Genomic DNA, 22264 nt, shown 5'->3' with positions numbered 1-22264 from the left:
AGCATCAGTCGAGCTCTCTCCACGTCCAACCAGGGCGTTTGGCTGTGATGGCATCCTTGATCTCTTTCGGCGGCTCAAATACCTGCGCAGTGTAAGTGCCAAAGACTTCGAGTGTTTGCGTGCAACGGGCCGCGTGGAACCACTTGCCGCAGCCGTTGGCATGGCGCCAGCGTTCGAAATGAACGCCTTTGGGGTTTTCACGCATGAACAGGTAGTCGTGGAACTCGTCATCCGATGAGCCTGGGCCGAACCGTTTCAGGTGCGCCTCGCCACCTGCGGCCAGTTCTGTTTCTTCGGCATCGACGCCGCAGTACGGGCAATTCAGGATCAGCATGACGTCACTCCTCGCTTGAAACTCAAAGGCCCCACGCCCAGATTGCAGGCATGAATACAGGACCTTTGATAACGCTTTTGATTGGCACTTTTGCGCTGATCGGATTGGTTTGGCTGCTGATCAGACGCCACTCTCGCGGGCGATATTCTCAAGACCTTCGACAGACACACAGCCCCCACGCTCCGAACGCCAGTTATGACCACAGAAAGGCGATCAACAAGGGCGTGAAAGGTGACTACCCGCAAGATTTTTAGTGAGACAGCCGGTTTTCCGGCGCGCTCCAGAGAATACGCCACCATCAGTGCGCCACCCCGGCGGCGACGCTTTCGTCGATAAAGCGGCCCTCTTTGAAACGGTCCAGCGTGAAGGCTTCGGTCAGCGGTGAATGACCCGTGGCCATCAGCTGTGCCATGCCCCAGCCTGAACCAGGGATGGCCTTGAAGCCACCAGTGCCCCAACCGCAGTTGATAAAGCACCCGCCCAAAGGTGTTTTCGACAGGATCGGGGACCGGTCGCCGGTCATGTCCACGATCCCGCCCCACTGACGCAGCATCTTCAGGCGCGAGATCATCGGGAACGTCTCGACCAAAGCCCGCACGGTTTCTTCGATGTGATGGAAAGATCCACGTTGGGTGTAGTTGTTGTAACCATCGGTCCCTCCGCCGATCACCATCTCGCCCTTGTCGGATTGCGACATATAGCCGTGCACGGTGTTGGCCATCACGACGACGTCCATGCAGGGCTTGATCGGCTCGGACACAAGCGCCTGCAGCGAAATCGCTTCGAGTGGCAGACGGAAACCCGCCATTTCGGCCAGCTGACCGGAATGACCTGCGACGATCATGCCCAGCTTGTCACAATCGATGGCGCCTTTCGTGGTGTCGACCCCAACAACACGACCGTTTTCCGACCGAACGCCAGTCACTTCGCATTGCTGGATAATGTCCATGCCCATGGCTGAACATGCGCGGGCATAGCCCCAAGCCACAGCATCGTGGCGCGCGGTGCCGCCGCGGTCCTGCCACAGCGCGCCCAGAACCGGATAGCGCGGGCCGTCGAGGTTGATGATCGGCACCAGTTCCTTGACACGTTTAGGCGTGATCCACTCGGTCTTGACGCCTTGCAGTGCGTTGGCGTGGGCGGTGCGCTGATAGCCACGGATTTCGTGCTGGGTCTGCGCCAGCATCATCACACCGCGCGGGCTGAACATGACGTTGTAGTTCAGGTCCTGGCTTAGATCCTCGTAGAGGCTGCGGGCTTTTTCATAAATCGCCGCCGACGGGTCCTGAAGATAGTTTGACCGGATGATGGTGGTGTTCCGCCCGGTGTTGCCGCCGCCCAGCCAGCCTTTTTCAATCACTGCAACGTTTTGGATGCCGTAGTTCTTGCCCAGGTAATAGGCGGTCGCAAGACCATGCCCACCAGCACCTACGATGATGACGTCATACCGCTTTTTTGGTTCGGGCGAACGCCAGGCGCGCTCCCATCCGGTGTGATGGCGCAGCGCTTCCCGCGCCACAGCAAAGGCTGAATAGTGTTTCATATGCGAATCCATCCGGTTCGGTGATTGGGCGCAGATATGCCGTGTACCGACAGTTTACCCCTGCCGTGCAACGCCGCAATAACGCACTATTGCGACATGTGCGCCATTCGCGGCCATTTGTCCCTTTTGTCGGACGGCTTGCGGGTCTAAGTCAGAGCAGCCACTTCGGAGGGGCCATGACGTTCTGGGTTCTGATATTTCTTGTCGCGCTGCTGATTGCGGCTTTCCTAAGCTACACGCTGTTGCGCAACCGGCGCAGCGATGAGCCAGCGGCCGCCTACGACCTGCGGGTTTATCGTGAGCAGCTTGCGAGCGTTGACCGCGACCTGGCCCGCGGCGTGATTGGTGAGGCCGATGCCGATCGTGTTCGCACCGAAATCTCGCGTCGCATTCTGGCAGCTGACGCCCAAATGAAAGACGAAGGCAAAAGCGGTGGCCCAACACGATCTGTATCGGTCGTTGCAATTGCGCTACTTACGCTGGTTCTGATCGGTGGTGCCATGGCGATGTACCACCGGATGGGGGCGGTGGGACTACCAGACATGCCTCTGACCGCTAGGGTGGACATGGCCAAAGAGGTCCGAGCCAATCGGCCCTCTCAAACCGCCGCTGAAGAATTGGCGCCCCCAGCTGTGCCTCGGCAGTTGGAAGATAGCTATGCCAGTCTTTTGAAGCAATTGCGCGACACGGTTGCCGCACGCCCCGACGATCTGCAGGGCCATATGCTACTGGCCCAGCACGAAACCAACGCAGGTAATTTCACGGCAGGATACACGGCACAGAAGAAAGTGGTTGAGTTATCCGGCGAAGCGGCGACAGCGGACGCTTACTCGGATCTAGCCGAGATGATGATCCTTGCGGCAAGTGGATATGTCTCGCCCGAGGCCGAACAGGCCCTGGACCAAGCGCTTAAGCGTGATCCCCGGCATGGCCCGGCCCGGTATTATTGGGGCCAGATGCTGGCCCAGGTTGGGCGACCGGATATTGCTTACCGCGTGTGGATGGAAACCGTGCAGGACGCCCCGCCTGGCGCGCCATGGGCGGATGCCATTCGCGGACAGATTGAAGAACTGGCCTTCCGGGCCGGTGTTTTCAACGCTCCCGACCTGAGTGCCGCAACAGCCCAACCCGGCCCAAGTCAGGGTGACGTTGCTGCCGCAGCCGAATTGAGCCCGGAAGAGCGGCAAGAGATGATTCAGGGGATGGTGAACCAACTGTCCGACCGTCTGGCCACCGAAGGAGGATCGCCCGAGGAATGGGCCCGTCTGATTGCGGCGCTTGGTGTTTTGGGTCAGGCCCAGCGCGCCATAGACATCCGCGATGAAGCCGTGATCGTGTTTGCTGACAACGCCGCCGCGCTGGAAATGATCGACGCAGCAGCACTTCAGGCCGGGATTGCACAATGATTCACGATGAATTTGAAGTCTTTGCCGCAGCCCTATCGCCGGTGTCTGCGCTGATGGGTCTGGATTTGGGTGAAAAGACCATCGGTGTTGCCGTTTCGGACCGAATGCGCACGGTTGCCAGCCCCTTGGAAACGGTGAGACGCAAGAAATTCACGCTGGATTCCGCCCGTTTACTAGAGCTTGTGGATGACCGTGAAATTGGCGGCATCCTGTTGGGCCTTCCCAAGAATATGGACGGCACCGAAGGGTCGCGCTGCCAATCCACTCGTGCGTTTGCCCGCAATCTGTCGCGGTTGACCGAATTGCCAATCGGGTTTTGGGACGAACGGCTCAGCACGGTTGCGGCAGAAAAGGCACTGCTTGAGGCGGATACGACACGAAAACGTCGCGGACAGGTTATCGATCACGTTGCTGCCGGTTATATCTTGCAGGGGGCGCTCGACAGGATGCGCTTTTTGTAACGGTCGGAGACCACTGATGACAAATATGGTTTGGAAACGGAACGAGGTCGAAAGCCCTTGCATCCAGATCTGCGTCGTCCATCCGACCGAAAAGATCTGTACAGGTTGCTATCGGACCATCGACGAGATCTCCAGGTGGTCCAAAATGGACTGTACCGAGCGGGCCGAGGTGATGGCAGATCTGCCAGAGCGCAAACCAAGGCTTTGCAAGCGGCGTGGCGGACGAGCGGCCAGATTGAACCAGCCCTAAGGCCTTTGTTCTAAATAATTACTTGTGTGTTTTCTTAGCCGCATGAAACCTGCATGCAGTCGAATCGTATGCAAATTGTTCGCCTCAAGCTTGGGTCGAAGCAGCTCGACTATCTCGGATTGATTTGTAGTTAGCGTCTGAGCCTGAGCCTCGGGTCTGAACGTAGAGCACCAGAGATGGACATGCTAAACGTACGTATCCGAAGTATGTTTTTTGCAAACGGCATAACCCGCCTCTCGGATACTCCGACTTGGTTTGTCCTGCGTCACTGTAGATCTGGTCTGAACTCCGAGGGGGGAAAGAGTTCGAAGACAACGGCTTGAGTGAGTGGCGATCCACAGCGACGCAATGCGAGTTATCAGAATTCCCGCTGGTTTGGAGGGAATACCCTCGCTCTTTTATTTTCTTGACCAATCAGTCAAGAAATAAACTCAAAAAGTGATACCTTACGTGACGTCCTTCACGCCAAAATTCGAGTTGAGTCTTAATGTGACGTCTCCGGTACGCCTGCATCGACGGTTTGGCGTTAAGCATCGTGCGACTATATCCGCGTTTCGAAGAGGTCCGACCGGTGCTGGACCCCGGTCGAAATGTCGGAAACGAGGTTACCCGATCGCCAACCAGTTCTTGGCATTTTCATAATCTTCAGACCCGAAAAACTGCGTTCGGGTCCCCAGTACATGGCTGGCCACCCTTTGCGCCATGTGTTGCCAGGATTTGTCTCCGACAATGGCTGCGCGATCTAGCATCCCGATATGCCGGCTGGCCAACCTGAAATGAGCCGCAAGGGCCGACAACCCCTGCCAACCATCGAAGTCTCTCAGATCGATCAACAGGCGGAAGCCCGACCGGTCCTGTAACAGCGCGTCCAAGTCCTTTTCCGTTTGCTTGTATTCCTCAGGATCTAGCTTGCCCAACAGGCTTACCTGAACACAAGGATCACCCAGATCGGTGACGTGAATTGAACCGAGTGACTCGCGCATCCAACGGCGGGCTGCCTCTAGTTCTGCCATTTCGAATACCTGAACAGGGCATGGCAGAATCGGAGCGGCAAGACGAATACTTGTCTGAACCCATCCCTGATCCGCCACAACGCCAATCCGTTCGAACCCGCGCCAATGACTTAGGCCCAGCTTGGTATCTGACCACGCCGCACCCAGATCGTAGCCTTTGAATTCAGGCTGTACGATTGCCAGCAGCCGCACCGCGTTATGTTCGGCCAAGGCCGCCTCGATCGCAGGAACCAGAGTGTTGGTGTAATCCGAGCTGGTGACCTGACCGGAAAGCTCAACCTCGATCAGTGCGCCATCAGAATTTGTATGAACCGTAATCATGGATCAAATCCCTCAATGTCAATGAATGACAAGAGGTTAGGGAAGTTTGATCCATTCGGCTACACCCCCGGCAAATTCCGGTCGAAAATAGGCGATCATCCGTCCATCGGGGCTCGCAGTCGCAGTTGCCCCCCACGGTGCCACCCCGTGCAGACAATGGCGATGCAACAGATACGCCTCGCCAGGTTTGGCAGGCAATTCGATCCGACGGCAGGTCTCAAATATCTCACGACGTGTCGCCTGATAAACCTCGGTGATGTCGACCTCGTGCAAGGTTTCGTGCGGGTGATCTGCAAGAGCGAATTCAAACGCATCGCGGATGAGGATATGGCTCCCTTCCCACAAGACCATCGGCGCGGCGTCCTCGCTTGCTTCGGTGAGCGGAATGCCCAGAATCCAAGCATGTGGTTCGTCGATCCTGCGGCGCCGATCTGGCCCGATAGGACGCAATCCATCCACATGGGCCGCATCGCGGTTTCGGCGATACCGACCCGCCGCCTCGCTTTCCCCACAGCGCGGACGCGGATAGCCGGGATAGATGACCGAGACCTGCCCCTTGTGCAAAGGCAATTTGCCATAATGCTCGGCCAGAAAATCGATAGCCGGGCCAGACAGTGGCCGGGACTGTGCCACCCTGCCCTCGGTATCATTGGGCAAGGCATCCACGCCAACAAACCAAGTGCCTTCGCAATCCATCCATTCGGCAAATGCAGGATTGGAGACGGATTCGCAGGCGACTGGCAGAGCATGGTTCACCCATTCAGCCACAGTCGGATCGTAGGGAAACTTTACCCATCCCTTGGACCAGAAATCTTTCACCACCCCAATGCCTTGCGTAACATGTTTAACGCCACCAGCGTCAGGAACACAGCGAAGACGCGCTTTAGCGGTTTCGGGTCCATCGCGTGCGCCAGTCTAACCCCCCAAGGCGCGGTGATCATTGTCATCGCCACGACGATTCCAAAGGCCACAATGTTCACAGCCCCAATGGTCCAAGGTGGTCGATGGTCCGCATCAATAGCCAGAAACAGAAAGCCGAAAACAGACGGCACTGCAATGATCACACCAAACCCGGCCGCCGTCGCCACCGCCCTGTGAATGGGCGTATTGAATAAGCTCATCAACGGGACGCCAAAACTGCCGCCTCCGATCCCCATCAGGACGGACAGAAACCCAACAGATGGCGACAGCGCAGCGCGCCTGACGCCTTTGGGCATTGCGTCACCCAGTCGCCAGTCCGAGCGGCCAAGCCCCAGATAGGCCCCGATCACCATACCCAAAACACCAAACAACGCCTGCAACGCCTCGGTCCTCAAGGCGGAGGCCACCAAAACACCAAAGACGGCCCCAATTGCAATGCCGGGGCCCCAACCGCGCAGGATATCCCAATCCACTGCGCCCTTTTTGTTATGGGCCAGAACGGATCGGATCGAGGTGACGATGATCGTGGCAAGGGATGTGGCCAGGCACAATTGCATCAGCTGTGGACCACCATATCCAAGCGTCTGGAACGCATAGAAAAAAGCGGGCACCAAAACGATACCACCACCTACCCCCAAAAGACCGGCCAGCACGCCGGCCAGAGCCCCGATCACAAGCAAAAGGCCCAGCATCTGGGCCAGCAACATCGTCTCGGGCATCATTCCCCCAGTCCGGCTTTGAACCGGAGTTTCCTTCGATCAAACCTCGGCCAAAGGCGCCACGCGATCAAGCGCCTGCAACATAACCTCGGGTCCTGCCCCGTCATGCACTGCCCCTTCGGACAACGCCCGCCGCCAAGCCCGCGCGCCGGGCCGTCCCGCAAATAGCCCGAGCATATGACGCGTGATTTGGTGCAGTCGCCCGCCATTGGCAATATGCCGTTCGACATAAGGAACCATTTGTCGAACAATGGCAATCGGATCACGGGCAGTCCCCGTCTTGAATATGCGTGTGTCAGCCTCGGACAGGATATCTGTTGGCTGGTGATAGGCGGCTCGTCCTATCATCACGCCGTCAAGGCCCGCATCCAAATGCGCCGTCGCCTCATCCAAGGACGTGACACCCCCATTGAGGGAAATGTGAAGATCCGGGAAATCCGCTTTCATCTGGTGGACCAGATCATAGTCCAAGGGCGGAATGTCCCGATTCTCCTTGGGGCTGAGGCCTTGAAGCCAGGCCTTGCGCGCATGAATCGTGACACGCTCGCATCCAGCAGTGCGAATTTGGTCTAGAAACGCGGGCAAAACATCCCTCGGCTCTTGCGCGTCGACACCAATCCGGCACTTGACGGTCACGTCCACATTCACAGCTTCACCCATCGCCGCGACACATTCAGCGACCCGCATTGGGTCTTTCATCAGCACAGCACCAAAGGTGCCCGACTGAACCCTGTCCGATGGGCAGCCGCAATTCAGGTTGATCTCATCATATCCCGCATCCGCCCCAATGCGGGCAGCCCGCGCCAACTCTTCCGGATCCGATCCGCCAAGTTGCAGTGCAACCGGGTGTTCGGCATCATTGTACTCCAACAAATGCAGGGCACCGCCACGGACCAGAGCAGGAGCCGTTACCATCTCGGTATACAACAGCGTTTCCGAACTCAGCAGCCGGTGCAGGTACCGGCAATTGCGGTCCGTCCAGTCCATCATCGGCGCCACGCTTAAACGTGCGGCTTTGTTGGCCTTGCCAGTCACAGCAACGATTCCGTCATACAAGGGTTTGCAATCCTGTTTACCTGTCTCGAGATATCGGTAGTCCGAATCGGGCCGCAGAGGATTAACACATTCTCGCCCGACCTTCCCATTGGTAGCGTGTCAGACTTACACACCAGCTTTCTCGGCTGCGATGCCATATCGGCTGATTATCATTTCGACACTGTTTTCAATCGTCTCTGCCATTTCCGATTGGCTGAGAACTTCGCCCGTGAATAGCATCGGCCAGAACGCGCGGGCCTTGATCAGACCAATAAATTCGCGCCCGGCCTGTTCCGGGTTGTCGATCCGCAACTGACCGTCCTCAGACGCATCGCGAAGCATGTCGATAAACCTAGCCGTCTTGTCCAGTTTGCCCTGTGCCTCAGCCGCGAGCGCCGGGTTGCGCAAGGTTTCGCTTATCACCATGCGCGACATCGCGATGACGTCTGGCAGCATGAGAATACGCCCTTCAGCCCAGGCCAATTCAGTCAATTGCTCACGAATACCGCGTCCTTTTTCGTATCGGATCTCCAATACTTCGGCAAACCGGCTCGACAGCTCGATCACAATCGAGCGGAACAGATTTTCTTTACTTTCGAAATATTTGTACAGCGTCCGCTTGGACACCTCGGCCCGGGCCGAGATGCGATCCATGCTCGAAGCGGCAAAGCCCTTTTCCTGAAATTCGGCCACGGCAGCTTCGATAATCTGTGCGCGCTTTGACGCGTTTGGTGTACTGCATTCGTTCATGTCAGAGCTATAGACCTATTGACGGGCTTGGGTCAAACGCTACGTAAACTCTGCAGTTTACACCCGTGAAGATTTGTGTAACTTGTAAACCCGCCAGTTTACCGATTCAGGAAACCAGCGCGAACAGGAGAGTCCCCCTATGGCTTTGACTTTGAAATTGAACGGCGAAACCCACACGGTTGACGCCGAACCCGGCACGCCCTTGCTGTGGGTGATCCGGGATGAGCTTAAGCTGACCGGAACCAAATTCGGCTGCGGCGTCGCCTCATGCGGCGCCTGCACCGTGCATGTGAATGGAGAGCCAACACGCTCGTGCCAGACCTATGTCGAAGACGTTGAAGATGCCGAAATCACCACGATCGAAGCCATCGGTGATGATAAGATCGGTGCTGCGGTACAGCAGGCCTGGGTCGAACTGGATGTGGTTCAATGCGGCTATTGCCAGTCGGGTCAGGTAATGTCAGCGGTTGGGCTGCTGTCCGAGAATCCAAAACCATCTGCCGATGAAATCGACGCATACATGCATGGCAATGCCTGCAGATGCGCCACCTATCAACGCATCCGCGCTGGCATTCAGCGCGCATCTGACATTCTGGAGGCCTGATCCATGACCATCAACACCTCCCGCCGTGGATTTTTGAAGGGCGCTGCAGCTGCTGGTGCCGTCTTGCTGGTCGGTGCACGCACGGACGGCGCGCTGGCGGCAGCTTCAACTGACTCCGCACAGTTCAACCCGTTTGTGAAAATTGACGCGGATGGCACAGTTACTGCTATCGTCAAGCATTTTGAAAAGGGCCAGGGTCCTGCAACCGGCCTACCAACGTTGATCGCCGAAGAAATCGGTCTGCGCATGGACCAGATCGAATACGAATTCGCCCCGTCCGACCCGCAGGTCTACAATAACCTTTTGTTTGGTCCATTTCAGGGAACAGGTGGATCCACCGCGATGGCAAACTCGTGGATGCAGTATCGTCAAGCTGGTGCCGCCGCGCGTGAAATGCTGATCAACGCCGCCGCACAAGACTGGGGTGTAGACGCGTCTTCCGTCACTATCGAAGAAGGCATCGTCAAAGCTGGTGACAAATCTGCCCCGATCAGCGAATTCGTTGCCGCAGCATCTCAGCTGGAAGTTCCGGCTGAACCACGCCTGAAAGATCCTGCAGAATTCCGCCTGATCGGCAACGAGGCCGTAAGACGCAAGGATTCGGCCATCAAAGGGAACGGGCAAGCGATGTATGCGATGGACGTGCATCTGCCCAACCAGATGATCGCCATGATCAAGCGCCCTGAAGCCAAAGGCGGGCTTGCCGTTAGCTTTGATGACAGCGGGTCGAAAGAAGTGAACGGCTATATCAACGCGGCGGTCCTGCCGAACCAGGCAGGCGTTGCGGTGTATGCTGAAAACACATGGGCCGCGATGCAAGCACGTGATGCGCTTGAGGTAGAATGGGATATGTCTGCGGCCGAGACCCGTCACTCGGATCAGATCAAGGCCGAGATCATGGCGGCATTGGACTCTGAACCTACCTACAATGTGAACAAAGCCGATGCGGCAGCAATTGCTGCGGCGATTGATGGCGCTGACAAGGTGATTGAAAAGACCTTTTACTTCCCCTTGTTGGCCCATGCAGCAATGGAGCCGCTGAACTGCACCATCGAGCAAACCGCAGACGGCAACATCGTTCTGCATGATGGCAGTCAGATGCCCACAGGCCCGCATATGGCCTACCAGCAAATCTTTGAACTGCCTGCCGAAAAGATTCAGATCAAAACAATGCTGGCTGGTGGATCTTTCGGACGACGTGCCACGCCGGACGCGGATTACCAGGTTGAGGCGGGTCTGGCCTTTGTGGTCACCGACCGGTCACGCCCGGTCAAGCTGGTCTGGACGCGCGAAGACGACATGCGCAGCGGATACTACCGCCCTGCGTTTGGCCACAAAGTCCGCGTTGGGCTGGATGCTGATGGCAACATTATCGGGTGGCATCATCAGGTGGCCGGACAATCGATCATGAAGGGCACGGCGTTCGAATCCTTCGCGGTTCATGACGGTGTCGACCACAGCTCGATCGAGGGTATTGCGGACAGCCCCTACACTATCCCCGGTATGGCCTTGGGTTTGACCGATACGCCAAAGGCAACATCGGTTTTGTGGTGGCGGTCCGTCGGCCACACTCACACCGCCTACACAATGGAAACGATGATGGATCTCGCAGCGCAAGCTGCAGGACGCGATCCTGTCGAATTTCGGCTGGCGCATCTGGCGAATGATGGTGATGCCGATCAGAAACGAAAGGCGGGCGTGCTGAAACTGGTTGCCGAAAAAGCCGGTTGGGGCAATGCGCCAGCTGGTCGGGCGCAAGGCATCGCGGTGCATAAGTCCTTCGGATCCTACGCCGCTCAGGTTGTCGAAGTGTCAGGCGATCCAGAAAACGGTGTTCGGATCGAAAAAGTCACCTGCGCCGTTGACTGCGGCATCGCAGTGAACCCCGACGTGGTTCGCGCCCAGATGGAAGGCGGGATCGGTTATGGTATCGGTCACGTGATGCGCGATCAGATCACGCTGACAAGTGGCGCTGTGGATCAGTTCAACTTCCCCGACTATGAACCACTGCGGATCGGGGACATCGCGGCAATCGATGTACATATCGTACCCTCTGCCGAGGCCCCGACCGGCGTGGGTGAACCTGGCACGCCGCCGTCGGCCCCTGCCCTGGCAAACGCGATCAGCGCGCTGTCAGGTGTCCACGTCGCGGAACTGCCGATGGTCGAAAATGGGGTCAACTTCTTCTGACTTGAACGTCCCGCGCCGGTCCCTTCGTGGGCTGGCGCGGAGAACCTTTATTCTCCGCAATGAAATAATTTGATCAAATTTCGTGACAAGTCGGAGCACCTCCAGTACATCTCGGGTAACGAGAGGAACGGAGGCCCCGATGGACCTGAGCGCCCTGCACAATATTCGCGTCACCGCCTGTGATCTGAACGGACAGATGCGGGGGAAACGCGTGCCGCCTGAATATGGCAGCAAGCTGAACAAAGGTTCGGTGCGCATGCCATTTTCAGCCCTGAACGTCGATCTGTGGGGAGCCGATATCGAAGGCAGCCCACTGGTGTTTGAAACTGGTGACGCCGACGGGATTTTGCTGCCGACCGGGCGGGGCCCTGTGCCGATGCCCTGGCTCAACTCTGAAACGGCTTTGGTGCCGATGTGCCTTTACGATGACGATGGCACGCCGTTTGCAGGCGACCCCCGCCATGCGCTTTCTACTGTGTTGTCGCGCTATGCCAAGCGGGATTGGTCTGTTGTTGCGGCGACGGAGTTGGAGTTCACGCTGATTGATGCATCCGGCCCGCGCCCGCAACCACCGACCAACCCAATGACCGGGCGCCGTCTGTCCGAGGAAGCCGTTTTATCAGTCGTCGAAATGGACGCGTTTGAAGCCTTCTTCACCGACCTTTATGATGGCTGCGCGGCTATGGGCATTCCTGCGCAGACCGCGATTTCCGAAAGTGGAATTGGCCAGTTTGAAATCAACCTGAACCATCAAGACGCCATGCGATGCGCCGACGATACATGGCTTTTCAAAGCGTTGACGCGCGGCTTGGCCAGAAAGCACGGGTTTGCAGCTACCTTCATGTCCAAGCCTTATCCAGACGACGCAGGCAACGGCATGCACATTCATTTCTCGGTCATCGACAGCAAGGGTCGCAATGTGTTCAATGATGGTGGGCTGGACGGGACAGACATCCTGCGGGCGGCTGTCGGCGGGTGCCTTCAGGCCATGCCCGGCAGCACGTTGATCTTTGCGCCACACGGCAATTCCTACACCCGGCTGGTGCCCGGCGCCCACGCCCCAACCGGCGCAAGCTGGGCCTATGAAAACAGAACCGCTGCCATCCGCATTCCTGGCGGCGCGCCCGAAGCGCGGCGTATTGAACATCGCGTGGCAGGCGGAGACATCAACCCGTACTTGATGCTGGCAGCCGTGTTGGGCGCAGCTCTGCTCGGAATCGAGGATAGCCTGCAACCACCGGACCCGATTTCAGGGAACGCCTACGAAATCGCAGGCCTGCCGCAACTGGCCTCCGACTGGGCATCAGCTATCGACGCCTTCGAAACCGACCCGCTGGTTGCGCGTATTTTTCCAGGCGACCTGATCCGATACATGGCGATGACAAAACGGCAGGAAATTGCGCGGTTCGCAGACCGCCCCGAAGACCAACACTGGCTGAGTTACCTAGAGGCGGTTTGACCCCTCTTGCCCAGCGCTTCCGAGTCCGCTAGATTTAATTTGATCAAATTCGGTGACCCATGAAAATCGGTATTCTACAAACCGGCCATACCCCTGACGTTCTGAAAAGCGAATTCGGGGATTACGATTCTCTGTTTCCGGCCCTTCTGGATGGAAACGGGTTTGAGTTTCAGACTTTTGCGGTCGTGGACGGGATTTTTCCAGCAGGCGCGCAAGACGCAGATGGCTGGTTGATCACAGGATCGCGCCACGGCGCCTATGAAGATCTGCCGTGGATCCCCAAACTTGAAGAACTGGTGCGTGACATTCACGGCAGCGACAAACCGTTGATAGGCGTGTGCTTTGGCCACCAGATCATTGCGCAGGCCCTTGGGGGCACCGTCGAGAAGTTTTCGGGAGGATGGGCTGTTGGCCGCACGACCTATGACCTTGGTGGCAAAAACGTGTGTCTAAACGCCTGGCACCAGGATCAGGTGACTGTCTTGCCCGAAGGTGCGCAAGTTCAGGGAAAAAACGAGTTCTGCCAGTATGCAATGTTGTCCTATGGCGACCAGATATGGACGGTGCAAGCGCATCCAGAGTTTTCCAACGAATTCGTTGCAGGCCTGATGCGCACACGTGGCAAAGGTGTTGTCCCGGAAAGCTTGATGCAGGACGCTGCAAACCGACAAACCGCCCCGGACGACAATGCCAAAATCGCACGATACATGGCGGACTTCCTTAAGAAAGCGAGGGCCTGATGGCCGATTGGACAGACGAACTGCCTCAGGCGGCAACGAATTACCTCGAAGGCCGCCGGCTGGACGAAGTTGAGTGTATCATTTCCGATTTGCCCGGCATCGCGCGCGGCAAGGCGGTTCCTGCGTCCAAATTCGCGCGGCAATCCTACTTTTATCTGCCCGACAGTATCTATTACCAGACGATCACCGGCGACTGGGGCGAAGCCGCGGGCGAAGACGGGTTCATCGAACGGGACATGATCCTAAAGCCGGATTTCTCAACTGCCAGCGCCGCGCCCTGGACTGGCGATTGGACGTTACAGGTCATTCATGACGCTTATGACCGAGAGGGCGAACCGGTCCCCTTCAGCCCACGCAACGTGCTGAAACGCGTTGTACAACTCTATCATGATCGGGGCTGGGACCCGATCGTCGCGCCCGAGATGGAGTTCTTCCTGGTTGCTCCCAACGTCGATCCGGCACAGGGGATCAAGCCCATGATGGGCCGCTCAGGCCGACCCGCAGCGGCGCGACAGGCCTATTCGATGACGGCCGTGGACGAATTCGGTCCGGTGATCGACGACATCTACGACTTTGCCGAACATCAAGGCTTTGAGATCGATGGCATCACGCAGGAAGGCGGCGCCGGGCAGTTAGAGATCAACCTGCGTCACGGCGACCCCGTCAAGCTGGCCGATGAGGTGTTCTATTTCAAACGCCTGATCCGCGAAGCCGCCTTGCGCCACAATTGCTTCGCCACCTTCATGGCAAAACCGATCGAGGACGAGCCCGGCTCGGCCATGCATATCCATCACTCGATCATCGATATGGAAAACGGCCAGAACATCTTCTCCGGCCCTCAGGGTGGAGAGACAGACGCGTTTTACCACTTCATTGCCGGGCTGCAGAACCACCTGCCCGCTGGCTTGGCAGTGATGGCGCCCTATGTGAATTCCTATCGTCGTTATGTCAAAGATCACGCGGCCCCAATCAATCTGGAATGGGCGCGCGACAACCGAACCACCGGCATTCGCGTCCCCCTGTCCGGTCCCGAGGCACGACGGGTTGAAAACCGCATCGCTGGAATGGATTGCAACCCGTATCTGGGTATCGCGCTGTCGCTGGCCTGCGGCTATCTGGGCCTGACCCAGCAGGAACGCCCCCGCCGCCAGTTCCACGGCGATGCCTATGAAGGTGAAGGGGACATTCCTCAGGTGATGGGCAACGCGTTGGACTTATTTGATGAAGCCACCGCCTTACACGAAATCCTTGGCCCGGAATTCGCACGGGTATACGGCATCGTAAAGCGGGCAGAGTACGAAGAGTTCCTGCAAGTGATCTCTCCATGGGAGCGTGAGCATCTGCTGATGAACGTCTGAGGCGACGCGATGAACCTGCTCTATTCCAACGACCGCAAGGCCGAGTATCCGCCAAGCTGGTATGCTGCAACGGCGCATCCGATGGACCGGTTTCCAGCGTTGGAAGGCGATACCAGCGCAGATGTCTGCGTCGTCGGCGGCGGGTACACCGGCCTTTCAGCGGCGCTACATCTGGCCAACGCCGGGCTTCGCGTGGTGGTGCTAGAGGCGCATCGCGTCGGCTTCGGCGCCTCAGGCCGCAATGGCGGTCAATTGGGCAGCGCGCAGCGGATGGCGCAGGAGGATCTGGAGCGTCTGGTGGGCGACGCAGATGCCGGCAAGCTTTGGGATTTGGCCGAAGATGCCAAGGATCTGGTTAAATCCTTGATTGCAGAACACCAGATCGACTGCGACCTCAAGCCCGGCGTGGCCGAGATGGCGCTGAGCGACTCTGACCGTGACGAATTGCATGAGCACGCCGCGCATCTTTCGGGCAAATACGGCTATGACCAGATCAAGGTTTTGGATGCGGAGGCCGGGCACGCGCTATGCCCGTCTCCGACTTACAAGGGCGGTTTTTTGGATATGGGGGCGGGTCATTTGCACCCGCTCAACTACGCCTTGGGTCTTGCCAAAGCGGCTGCAAAGTCAGGCGCCCGCATTCACGAAAGCACCGAAGTGCTGAACATCGAACAAGGCCCGCGCGTCTGCGTTCAGACCGCGCAGGGGCAGGTCACAGCCGATCACGTCATTTTGGCCTGCAATGGATATCTTGGCGATCTGAACCGGCAGGTGGCTTCTCGCGTTATGCCCATCAACAACTTCATCGCCGCGACTGAGCCACTCGGGGCCGACACAGCACGGGTTCTGACGCAGGACGTGGCGATTGCCGATACAAAGTTCGTCGTGAACTACTTCCGCCTTAGCGCCGATGGTCGCCTGCTGTTTGGTGGAGGTGAAAGCTATGGGTATCAGTTTCCGTCAGATATCGCCGCCACAGTTCGCAAACCGATGGCTCAGATTTTCCCTCATCTTCAAGACGTTAAAATCGACTACGCCTGGGGCGGGACCCTAGGCATCACGATGCGTCGGATGCCCTATCTGACGCGGGTCGCCCCCAACATCCTGTCCGCATCGGGCTATTCCGGCCACGGGGTCGGAACGGCCACCCATGCCGGTCAATTGATGGCTCTGGCCATACAAGGTCAGGCCGAAGGGTTTGACACCATGTCTCGCGTGCCTGCTCTGCCCTTTCCCGGTGGTTCGGCCTTGCGCAGCCCGCTTCTGGTGCTGGCAATGACCTGGTATGCGCTGCGGGACCGATTGGGGATCTGACCCGCTTCTCATTGCGACAGTTTGGTGAAATTTCGCCGAAGAGGCGAAAGGGGTCTTGGCATTGGCAGGTCATTTAATTTAAATAAACAAAAGTTAGAATTCGGGAAAACCAAATATGACGCTGCCACCCAACGTCCATGACGCCGAAGCCATCCCCGCATCCGCACGGGACGCCATTGATGCCCTGCTGCAATCAGGGGACCTGTTCCGCTACACCGCGCCGCAAGACGCGCCAGTTGCCCTGCTTGAGGCGGAATTCGCCGAATTGTTGGGAGCAAAATATGCGCTGGCGGTGTCTTCCTGCTCGGCCGCGCTGTTCCTGTCGTTAAAGGCATTGGGCCTGCTGCGCGATGCAAGGGTTCTGATCCCGGGCTTTACTTTTGCAGCGGTTCCCTCTTCGATTGTGCACGCCGACTGTATCCCGGTTTTGTGCGAAGTAGGCGAAAACTATCGCATCGACATGGTGGATTTTGCAGCCAAGCTCGACAGCGTTCAGGCCGTGATCATCAGCCACATGCGTGGCCATACCTCGGATATGGACGCCATCATGGAACTGTGCGATGCGCGCGACATTCCGGTGATCGAGGACGCAGCCCATTCGTTGGGCACCACATGGCATGGCCACAACATCGGCACCATCGGCAAAATCGGGTGCTTCTCATTCCAGTCGTACAAGATGATTAACGCGGGCGAAGGTGGCATCCTGATCACCGACGATGCTGATCTGGTGGCACGGGCTGTGATCATGTCCGGCGCGTATGAACACAACTGGAAAAAGCACAAAGCCCCACATGGCGACAATACACCTGAATTGGAACAGGCGTTTGCAAAGTGGCAGAACCAGTTGCCGCTTTATAATCTGCGGATGAGCAACCTCAGCGCAGCTGTGATCCGCCCTCAGATCCCCGAGCTGGCGCGGCGGGTGCATGACGGTTTGGAAAACCACGACTATGTGGCGGATCGCCTGAACACATCGCCTTACATCGACGTCCCTGCCCCGTTGGCCCCCGAACGCCGCGCGCCGGATTCGATCCAGTTCAATCTGGTCGGGATGGACGATAGTGACATTCGCGCCTTTGCTGCCGCGTCCGAGGCGCGCGGCGTAAAGGTTCAGGTTTTTGGCCTAAGCGAGGACAATGCGCGGGCGTTCTGGAACTGGCAGTTCCTACCCGAGACATTCGATCTGCCCCAAACCCGTGATATGCTAATGAAAGCCTGCGATGTGCGCCTACCAGTGCGTCTGACCCGAGATGAGCTGGACATTATTGCCGATATCCTGCTTGCGTCGGTCGGTGAAGTCACAGGTCCGGTCCCTGTTTACGGAACCTGAATGCCAAAACCGAAAAGGCCCGCAATATGCGGGCCTTCGTTCGCGCGATGATCCAAAATCAATTCAACTTCGAAAGCTTCTGCTGAAGTTCAGCCAGTTGCTGCTTGATCTCATCAAGATCTTCCTTGGATTTCGGTTGTTCTTCTTCTTCCTTGTCTGGCCCTGACCATTTACCGGACAGACCCCCTGTCATCGCCTTTAAGAATGCTTGCTGCTGCGCCTGCATCGCTTCGAAACCCGGCATCTGCGACATCGGATTCATGGCACTCATGTTCTCCATCATCTTGCTTTGGCTTTCGCGCAGCATCTCGAACGAGCTTTGTAGAAACTGTGGCATAACGCCCCCGCCTGGCACCATGTAGCTGCGCACAAGATCATTCAGAACATTGACCGGCAGAACGTTTTCGCCGCGGCTTTCATGCTCTGCGATGATCTGAAGCAGGTATTGACGCGTCAGGTCGTCGCCGGTTTTCAGATCGATGATCTGCACTTCCCGGCCATCGCGTATGAAACCCGCAATATCTTCGAGCGTGACGTAGTCGCTGGTCTCGGTATTATACAGCCGACGGCTCGCGTAGCGCTTGATCAGCAGTGGTTTTTCTTGATCCGACACCGTTTACCCTCCCCAAGGATGATGCGTTGCAGCACAGGTTATGCGAGTGCAGCACAAAAAGAAAGGGCAGGTCAATCGACCTGCCCAGCGCGATAACACCAATTGGGAGGAATGGGTGCCTCTCGCGGACGTTCTTACTTGGCAGCAGTTGCTTTCTTGGCAGCAGCTGTCACGTCATTGGTGGCTTTCTTAACTGCAGCAGTCGCATCTTCAGCAGCGTCTTTGCCCGCCGCCATCAGCAGCTCAACGGTTTCGGTCTGAACTTTTTTCGCGATTTCAGCGAAAGCAGCCAGGTTTTCAGCTGCAACTTCAGCCGACGCGCTTGCGAAATCGGTTGCTGCTTTTGCGTAATCCGCAGGCTCTGCCTTGGCTTTCGACATTTCAGTCATCTTGGCCAGAGTTTCTTTGGTCCACTTGCTGGAGATCTCAGCCGATTTACCAGCAGCTTCCAAAGCAACGCCCGACAGCTTTTCGTTCAGCGAAGCGGTCGATTTGAATGCGTCTTCCATTGCGGAGGTGTCCACAGGGAACGCGCCCATCATGTCTTTCATGATCGCGCTAAAGTCTTGAGTCTTTGCCATCGTACTAAATCCTTTTTGCTGTGCCGGGCCCACCCCGGTTTTCCTCAGCTTGCAAACAATATGATTGCTGCATCGCAGCATTGCAAGTTTTTTCTTGCTGCGCTGCAGAAAAAGGAGGTTTCAAAATGAAATCAGTTGTTTGGATTGGCCACCACATAGGTGCCTGGCGCCGGAGCCAGTCGCGGATGGTTCGAATCACCTGTGTCGCGGGCCGGGATTTGCTTGCCGGATCGCTTCTTCAGCCAGGCTTCCCACATCGGCCACCAGGACCCTTTGTGGAAGTCGGCCTGTTTCATCCAGCTGTCCGACTCCGCTTTCATATCTGTGTTGGTGTAGTGGCCGTATTTCTTCTTGCTGGGTGGGTTAACGATGCCGGCGATATGGCCTGATTCCGAAACCACAAAGGTCTTGGACCGTGACCCCATTTGTTGCACGCCGCGATAGCAGTCTTTCCATGCAGCAATATGGTCGGTCTCACATGTGATGGCCATCAACGGAACATCCACGTCTTTGACATGCAGCTTGTGGCCCATCAATTCGATGCCATCCGATACGAATTCGTTGCGTTGGCACAGGCCTCGTAGATAGTCGACTGACATCTTGGCCGGCAGATTGGCCCCATCACCATTCCAGAACAGCAAATCAAATGCAGGAGGCGTTTCTCCCATCATGTAGCTGCGGATTGCGGGCCCATAGACCAGATCGCGCGAGCGCAGAAATGACATTGTGCGCCCCATGATCCAGGATCGCAGAACACCTTCTCTATTCACTTCTTCTTCGATGCCGTCGATGAAGTCGTTTTGCAGGAACGGCGTGAATTCACCTTGTTCCGAGAAATCGGTCAGGGCCGTGAAGAAAGTTGCAGATTTGATCGACTTATCGCCGCGTTGTTTCAACAGCGATAGAGTCAGGCTGAGCGTGGTGCCCGCGATGCAATAGCCGACGGCGTTGACCTGCTTGACCTTACAGATCTTCTTGACCTCATCGATCGCTGCCAGGAAACCGTCCCGAATGTAGTCCTCCATCCCGGTTTCGGCATAGCTTTCGTCTGGATTGATCCAGCTTACGACAAACAGAGTATACCCTTGCTCCGTGATCCATTTGATCAGGCTGTTCTGGGCCTTGAGGTCCAGAATGTAGAATTTGTTAATCCAGGGCGGGAACAGAACGATGGGCGTTTCGAAAACCGTTTCTGTTGCTGGCTTGTACTGAATGAGCTCCATCATCCGGTTGCGATAGACAACATCCCCTGGCGTGGTCGCCAGGTTGCCGCCAACTTCAAAAGCACTTTCATCGGCAAGTTTGACAACCAACTCGCCATCGTTGGCTTCCAGGTCTGCGACCAGATTTTCCAAACCTTGCAGCAAAGACTGCCCGTCTGTCTCGACCGCTTTTTGAAGTGCGTCCGGATTTGTCGGCAGGAAATTCGTTGGCGACATCATGTCGATGATCTGCTGCGAGAAATAGCTTAGGCGTCTTCGGTCCTTTGCATCCAAATCGTCCACCGACGCTACGGCCTGCGCGATCGCTTCTGCATTGGTCTGGTATTGTTGGCGAACCAGACGGAAGTAAGGGTTGGATTCCCACAAGGGGTTTGAAAATCGTTTGTCGGCAGGCTTAGCATCCTCGTCTTCGACCTCACCGGTGGTCAGGGCTTGCTGCGCCTCAGCGAAGTTCAGAACCGATTTTCCCCAAAATTCTATCTGCTGTTCCAACAACTTGGCGGGATTTTGCCAAGCTTCGGCCCAATAGGCTGTTGCTGCTCGTGCGAAAAGCTCTTGATTCGGGCCGTCCAGCGCAGCGGTATGCGCCTTTTTTCCAGCCATAACTTCAATCAGGCGTTTGGAGAGTTGTTCGACCTTTTCCATATTTTCTTTAAGGCGTTCAATGTGTTCGTCGGTCGCTTCGGGCATGTGGCCTTCACTTGTTGTCATTTTAACAATTCTCCCCTAGCCTCGCTGCTGTGCAGAATAACGTCGTGGGTGCCGGGGGGCAAAGCGGCGAATGGTCCGAACTCTTAGGCTCACACTCCGGAGATCCGTTCGATGCGTTACATGATGACCTACGACATGATGGAAGCCACGCGCAATACCAACCAGTGGCTTGGCGCCACGGCAAGTGCGATGGCCTCTTACCCATTGTTTTCCATGGTTCCGAACCCCGCGTTCAGCTTGGTGGCGGCCTGGGGCGAGGTGACCGAACGTACTTTTCAGCGCATGGTCGTGAAGCCCGATTGGGGTATCCGGACCTTTACCTGCGAAGATGGCAAAGATCATCTGGTCGAAGTAACCACGGTGTTGGAGCGCCCATTCGGCGATCTGGTTCACTTCCGGGTTAACGGTCGCGAAGAGCAAGCCCGCAAAGTCCTTTTGGTTGCGCCTATGTCGGGGCACTATGCCACGCTGCTGCGCTCGACAGTCAAAAGCCTGTTGGTCAACTGCGAAGTTTACATTACCGATTGGCATAACGCGCGCGATATTCCTGTGTCTGCAGGTAAGTTCGATGTCGAGGACTATACCCTATATCTTGTAGATTTTATGAAAGAACTTGGACCGGACACGCATGTTGTCGCGGTGTGCCAGCCTGCACCTTTGACATTAGCCGCGACAGCCTACCTGGCCGAGGTTGAACCCAAGGCCCAACCCAGCACATTGACCCTGATTGGTGGCCCGGTTGACCCGGACGCAACGCCGACGGATGTAACCGATTTCGGCCGACGCGTCACCATGGGGCAGTTGGAAGAAACGATGATTCAGCGCGTCGGTTTTAAATACAAAGGCGTCGGGCGTATGGTGTATCCCGGCTTGCTGCAACTGGCGTCGTTCATGTCCATGAATGCCGATCGCCATTCCAAGGCATTCACAGATCAGATCCAACGGGTTGCGCGGGACGAAGCATCGGACCAGGACGCACACAACCGGTTCTATGACGAATACCTGGCGGTCATGGACATGACGGCTGAGTTTTATCTGTCGACGGTCGAACGTGTCTTCAAAAACCGCGAGATCGCCCGCAACGAATTTGTCGTCGCTGGGCACAAAGTGGACATCGGAAAGATCACTGATGTTGCTGTGAAGTCCGTTGAAGGTGCGAATGACGACATTTCGGCACCTGGCCAGTGTATTGCCGCGCTGGATCTGTGCACCGGCTTGCCAGACAGCAAAAAAGCCAGCCATGTTGAACCCGGTGCGGGCCACTATGGTATCTTTGCGGGGCGCAGTTGGCGTGACAACATTCGACCTCTGGTGATCGATTTCATGAACCAGAACAGCCGCAAACCACGCCGGCGCGCTGCGAACCGCAACAAGGTGGCCTAAAACCA

General features: G+C 56.9%; 21 protein-coding genes. 11 read left to right on the top strand and 10 right to left on the bottom strand.

The window, feature by feature from the left end:
• Window positions 1-4 precede the first annotated feature (4 nt).
• Together ACR0BU_RS08350 and ACR0BU_RS08345 are read right to left on the bottom strand one after the other, a co-directional pair.
• A complete protein-coding gene (locus tag ACR0BU_RS08350) occupies window positions 5-334 on the bottom strand; it encodes a sarcosine oxidase subunit delta (protein WP_480736797.1) in 330 nt (109 codons plus the stop codon).
• 298 nt (window positions 335-632) lie between these two features.
• The gene (locus ACR0BU_RS08345) at window positions 633-1877 is read right to left on the bottom strand and encodes a sarcosine oxidase subunit beta family protein (RefSeq protein WP_480736796.1); all 1245 of its coding nucleotides are present in this window, start codon (window positions 1875-1877) and stop codon (window positions 633-635) included.
• A 176-nt stretch (window positions 1878-2053) separates the two neighbouring features.
• Here ACR0BU_RS08345 and ccmI point away from each other — a divergent pair, with 176 nt between their 5' ends.
• Genes ccmI through ACR0BU_RS08330 form a run of 3 tightly spaced genes read left to right on the top strand, consistent with a single transcriptional unit; the run spans window position 2054 to window position 3994 of the window.
• Window positions 2054-3283, top strand: a complete 1230-nt coding sequence (gene ccmI / locus ACR0BU_RS08340) for a c-type cytochrome biogenesis protein CcmI (protein ID WP_480736794.1) — start codon at window positions 2054-2056, stop codon at window positions 3281-3283.
• Window positions 3280-3744 (top strand): Holliday junction resolvase RuvX, encoded by a 465-nt coding sequence (gene ruvX / locus ACR0BU_RS08335; protein ID WP_480736793.1) that lies wholly within the window; start codon window positions 3280-3282, stop codon window positions 3742-3744. Before ccmI ends, ruvX begins: the two co-directional genes overlap by 4 nt.
• 16 nt (window positions 3745-3760) lie before the next feature.
• Window positions 3761-3994, top strand: a complete 234-nt coding sequence (locus ACR0BU_RS08330; protein ID WP_480736792.1) for a DUF1289 domain-containing protein — start codon at window positions 3761-3763, stop codon at window positions 3992-3994.
• Window positions 3995-4599: 605 nt separating this feature from the next.
• Here ACR0BU_RS08330 and ACR0BU_RS08325 read toward each other — a convergent pair.
• The 5 genes from ACR0BU_RS08325 to ACR0BU_RS08305 form a co-directional block, all read right to left on the bottom strand.
• Window positions 4600-5328 (bottom strand): SpoIIAA family protein, encoded by a 729-nt coding sequence (locus ACR0BU_RS08325; RefSeq protein ID WP_480736791.1) that lies wholly within the window; start codon window positions 5326-5328, stop codon window positions 4600-4602.
• Between the two features lie 36 nt (window positions 5329-5364).
• Window positions 5365-6150: a hypothetical protein gene (locus ACR0BU_RS08320; protein WP_480736790.1), complete on the bottom strand. Its 786-nt coding sequence runs from the start codon at window positions 6148-6150 to the stop codon at window positions 5365-5367.
• Window positions 6144-6968 (bottom strand): sulfite exporter TauE/SafE family protein, encoded by an 825-nt coding sequence (locus ACR0BU_RS08315; RefSeq protein WP_480736953.1) that lies wholly within the window; start codon window positions 6966-6968, stop codon window positions 6144-6146. Before ACR0BU_RS08315 ends, ACR0BU_RS08320 begins: the two co-directional genes overlap by 7 nt.
• 39 nt (window positions 6969-7007) lie before the next feature.
• Entirely contained in the window at window positions 7008-8024 is a 1017-nt protein-coding gene (gene dusA, locus ACR0BU_RS08310) for a tRNA dihydrouridine(20/20a) synthase DusA (protein ID WP_298936677.1), read from the bottom strand.
• A 105-nt stretch (window positions 8025-8129) separates the two neighbouring features.
• Window positions 8130-8753 carry a TetR/AcrR family transcriptional regulator gene (locus ACR0BU_RS08305; RefSeq protein ID WP_480736788.1) on the bottom strand — a complete coding sequence of 208 codons (624 nt, stop codon included), beginning with the start codon at window positions 8751-8753 and terminating at the stop codon, window positions 8130-8132.
• Window positions 8754-8892: 139 nt separating this feature from the next.
• On the opposite strand from ACR0BU_RS08305, the gene ACR0BU_RS08300 reads away from it, so the two are divergent.
• From ACR0BU_RS08300 to ACR0BU_RS08270, 7 genes are all read left to right on the top strand, one after another.
• Window positions 8893-9357 carry a (2Fe-2S)-binding protein gene (locus tag ACR0BU_RS08300; RefSeq protein ID WP_298936679.1) on the top strand — a complete coding sequence of 155 codons (465 nt, stop codon included), beginning with the start codon at window positions 8893-8895 and terminating at the stop codon, window positions 9355-9357.
• 3 nt (window positions 9358-9360) lie between these two features.
• Window positions 9361-11547 (top strand): xanthine dehydrogenase family protein molybdopterin-binding subunit, encoded by a 2187-nt coding sequence (locus ACR0BU_RS08295; RefSeq protein WP_480736787.1) that lies wholly within the window; start codon window positions 9361-9363, stop codon window positions 11545-11547.
• A gap of 139 nt (window positions 11548-11686) precedes the next feature.
• A complete protein-coding gene (locus ACR0BU_RS08290) occupies window positions 11687-13006 on the top strand; it encodes a glutamine synthetase family protein (RefSeq protein ID WP_480736785.1) in 1320 nt (439 codons plus the stop codon).
• Between the two features lie 59 nt (window positions 13007-13065).
• Entirely contained in the window at window positions 13066-13746 is a 681-nt protein-coding gene (locus tag ACR0BU_RS08285) for a type 1 glutamine amidotransferase (protein WP_480736784.1), read from the top strand.
• Window positions 13746-15104: a glutamine synthetase family protein gene (locus tag ACR0BU_RS08280; RefSeq protein WP_299076330.1), complete on the top strand. Its 1359-nt coding sequence runs from the start codon at window positions 13746-13748 to the stop codon at window positions 15102-15104. Before ACR0BU_RS08285 ends, ACR0BU_RS08280 begins: the two co-directional genes overlap by 1 nt.
• A 9-nt stretch (window positions 15105-15113) precedes the next feature.
• Window positions 15114-16418 carry an NAD(P)/FAD-dependent oxidoreductase gene (locus ACR0BU_RS08275; protein WP_480736783.1) on the top strand — a complete coding sequence of 435 codons (1305 nt, stop codon included), beginning with the start codon at window positions 15114-15116 and terminating at the stop codon, window positions 16416-16418.
• Window positions 16419-16533: 115 nt separating this feature from the next.
• Window positions 16534-17748 carry a DegT/DnrJ/EryC1/StrS family aminotransferase gene (locus ACR0BU_RS08270; protein ID WP_480736782.1) on the top strand — a complete coding sequence of 405 codons (1215 nt, stop codon included), beginning with the start codon at window positions 16534-16536 and terminating at the stop codon, window positions 17746-17748.
• A 58-nt stretch (window positions 17749-17806) separates the two neighbouring features.
• Here the strand turns inward: ACR0BU_RS08270 and phaR are convergent, their stop codons facing one another.
• The 3 genes from phaR to ACR0BU_RS08255 all read right to left on the bottom strand — a co-directional run bounded on the left by phaR (window position 17807) and on the right by ACR0BU_RS08255 (window position 20876).
• Complete coding sequence (gene phaR, locus ACR0BU_RS08265) at window positions 17807-18361, bottom strand: polyhydroxyalkanoate synthesis repressor PhaR (RefSeq protein ID WP_298936686.1); 555 nt, start codon at window positions 18359-18361, stop codon at window positions 17807-17809.
• A 134-nt stretch (window positions 18362-18495) separates the two neighbouring features.
• Entirely contained in the window at window positions 18496-18942 is a 447-nt protein-coding gene (locus tag ACR0BU_RS08260) for a phasin, PhaP (protein ID WP_298936687.1), read from the bottom strand.
• A 131-nt stretch (window positions 18943-19073) separates the two neighbouring features.
• On the bottom strand, window positions 19074-20876 hold the full coding sequence (locus tag ACR0BU_RS08255; protein ID WP_480736780.1) for a PHA/PHB synthase family protein: 1803 nt from the start codon (window positions 20874-20876) through the stop codon (window positions 19074-19076).
• 111 nt (window positions 20877-20987) lie between these two features.
• On the opposite strand from ACR0BU_RS08255, the gene phaZ reads away from it, so the two are divergent.
• Window positions 20988-22259 carry a polyhydroxyalkanoate depolymerase gene (gene phaZ, locus ACR0BU_RS08250; protein ID WP_299076343.1) on the top strand — a complete coding sequence of 424 codons (1272 nt, stop codon included), beginning with the start codon at window positions 20988-20990 and terminating at the stop codon, window positions 22257-22259.
• Window positions 22260-22264: the final 5 nt, after the last annotated feature.

This window comes from Ruegeria sp. CK2, from assembly GCF_056536585.1.
Note: the sequence above shows the minus strand (reverse complement) of the source record. Positions and strands in the feature narration are given on the sequence as shown.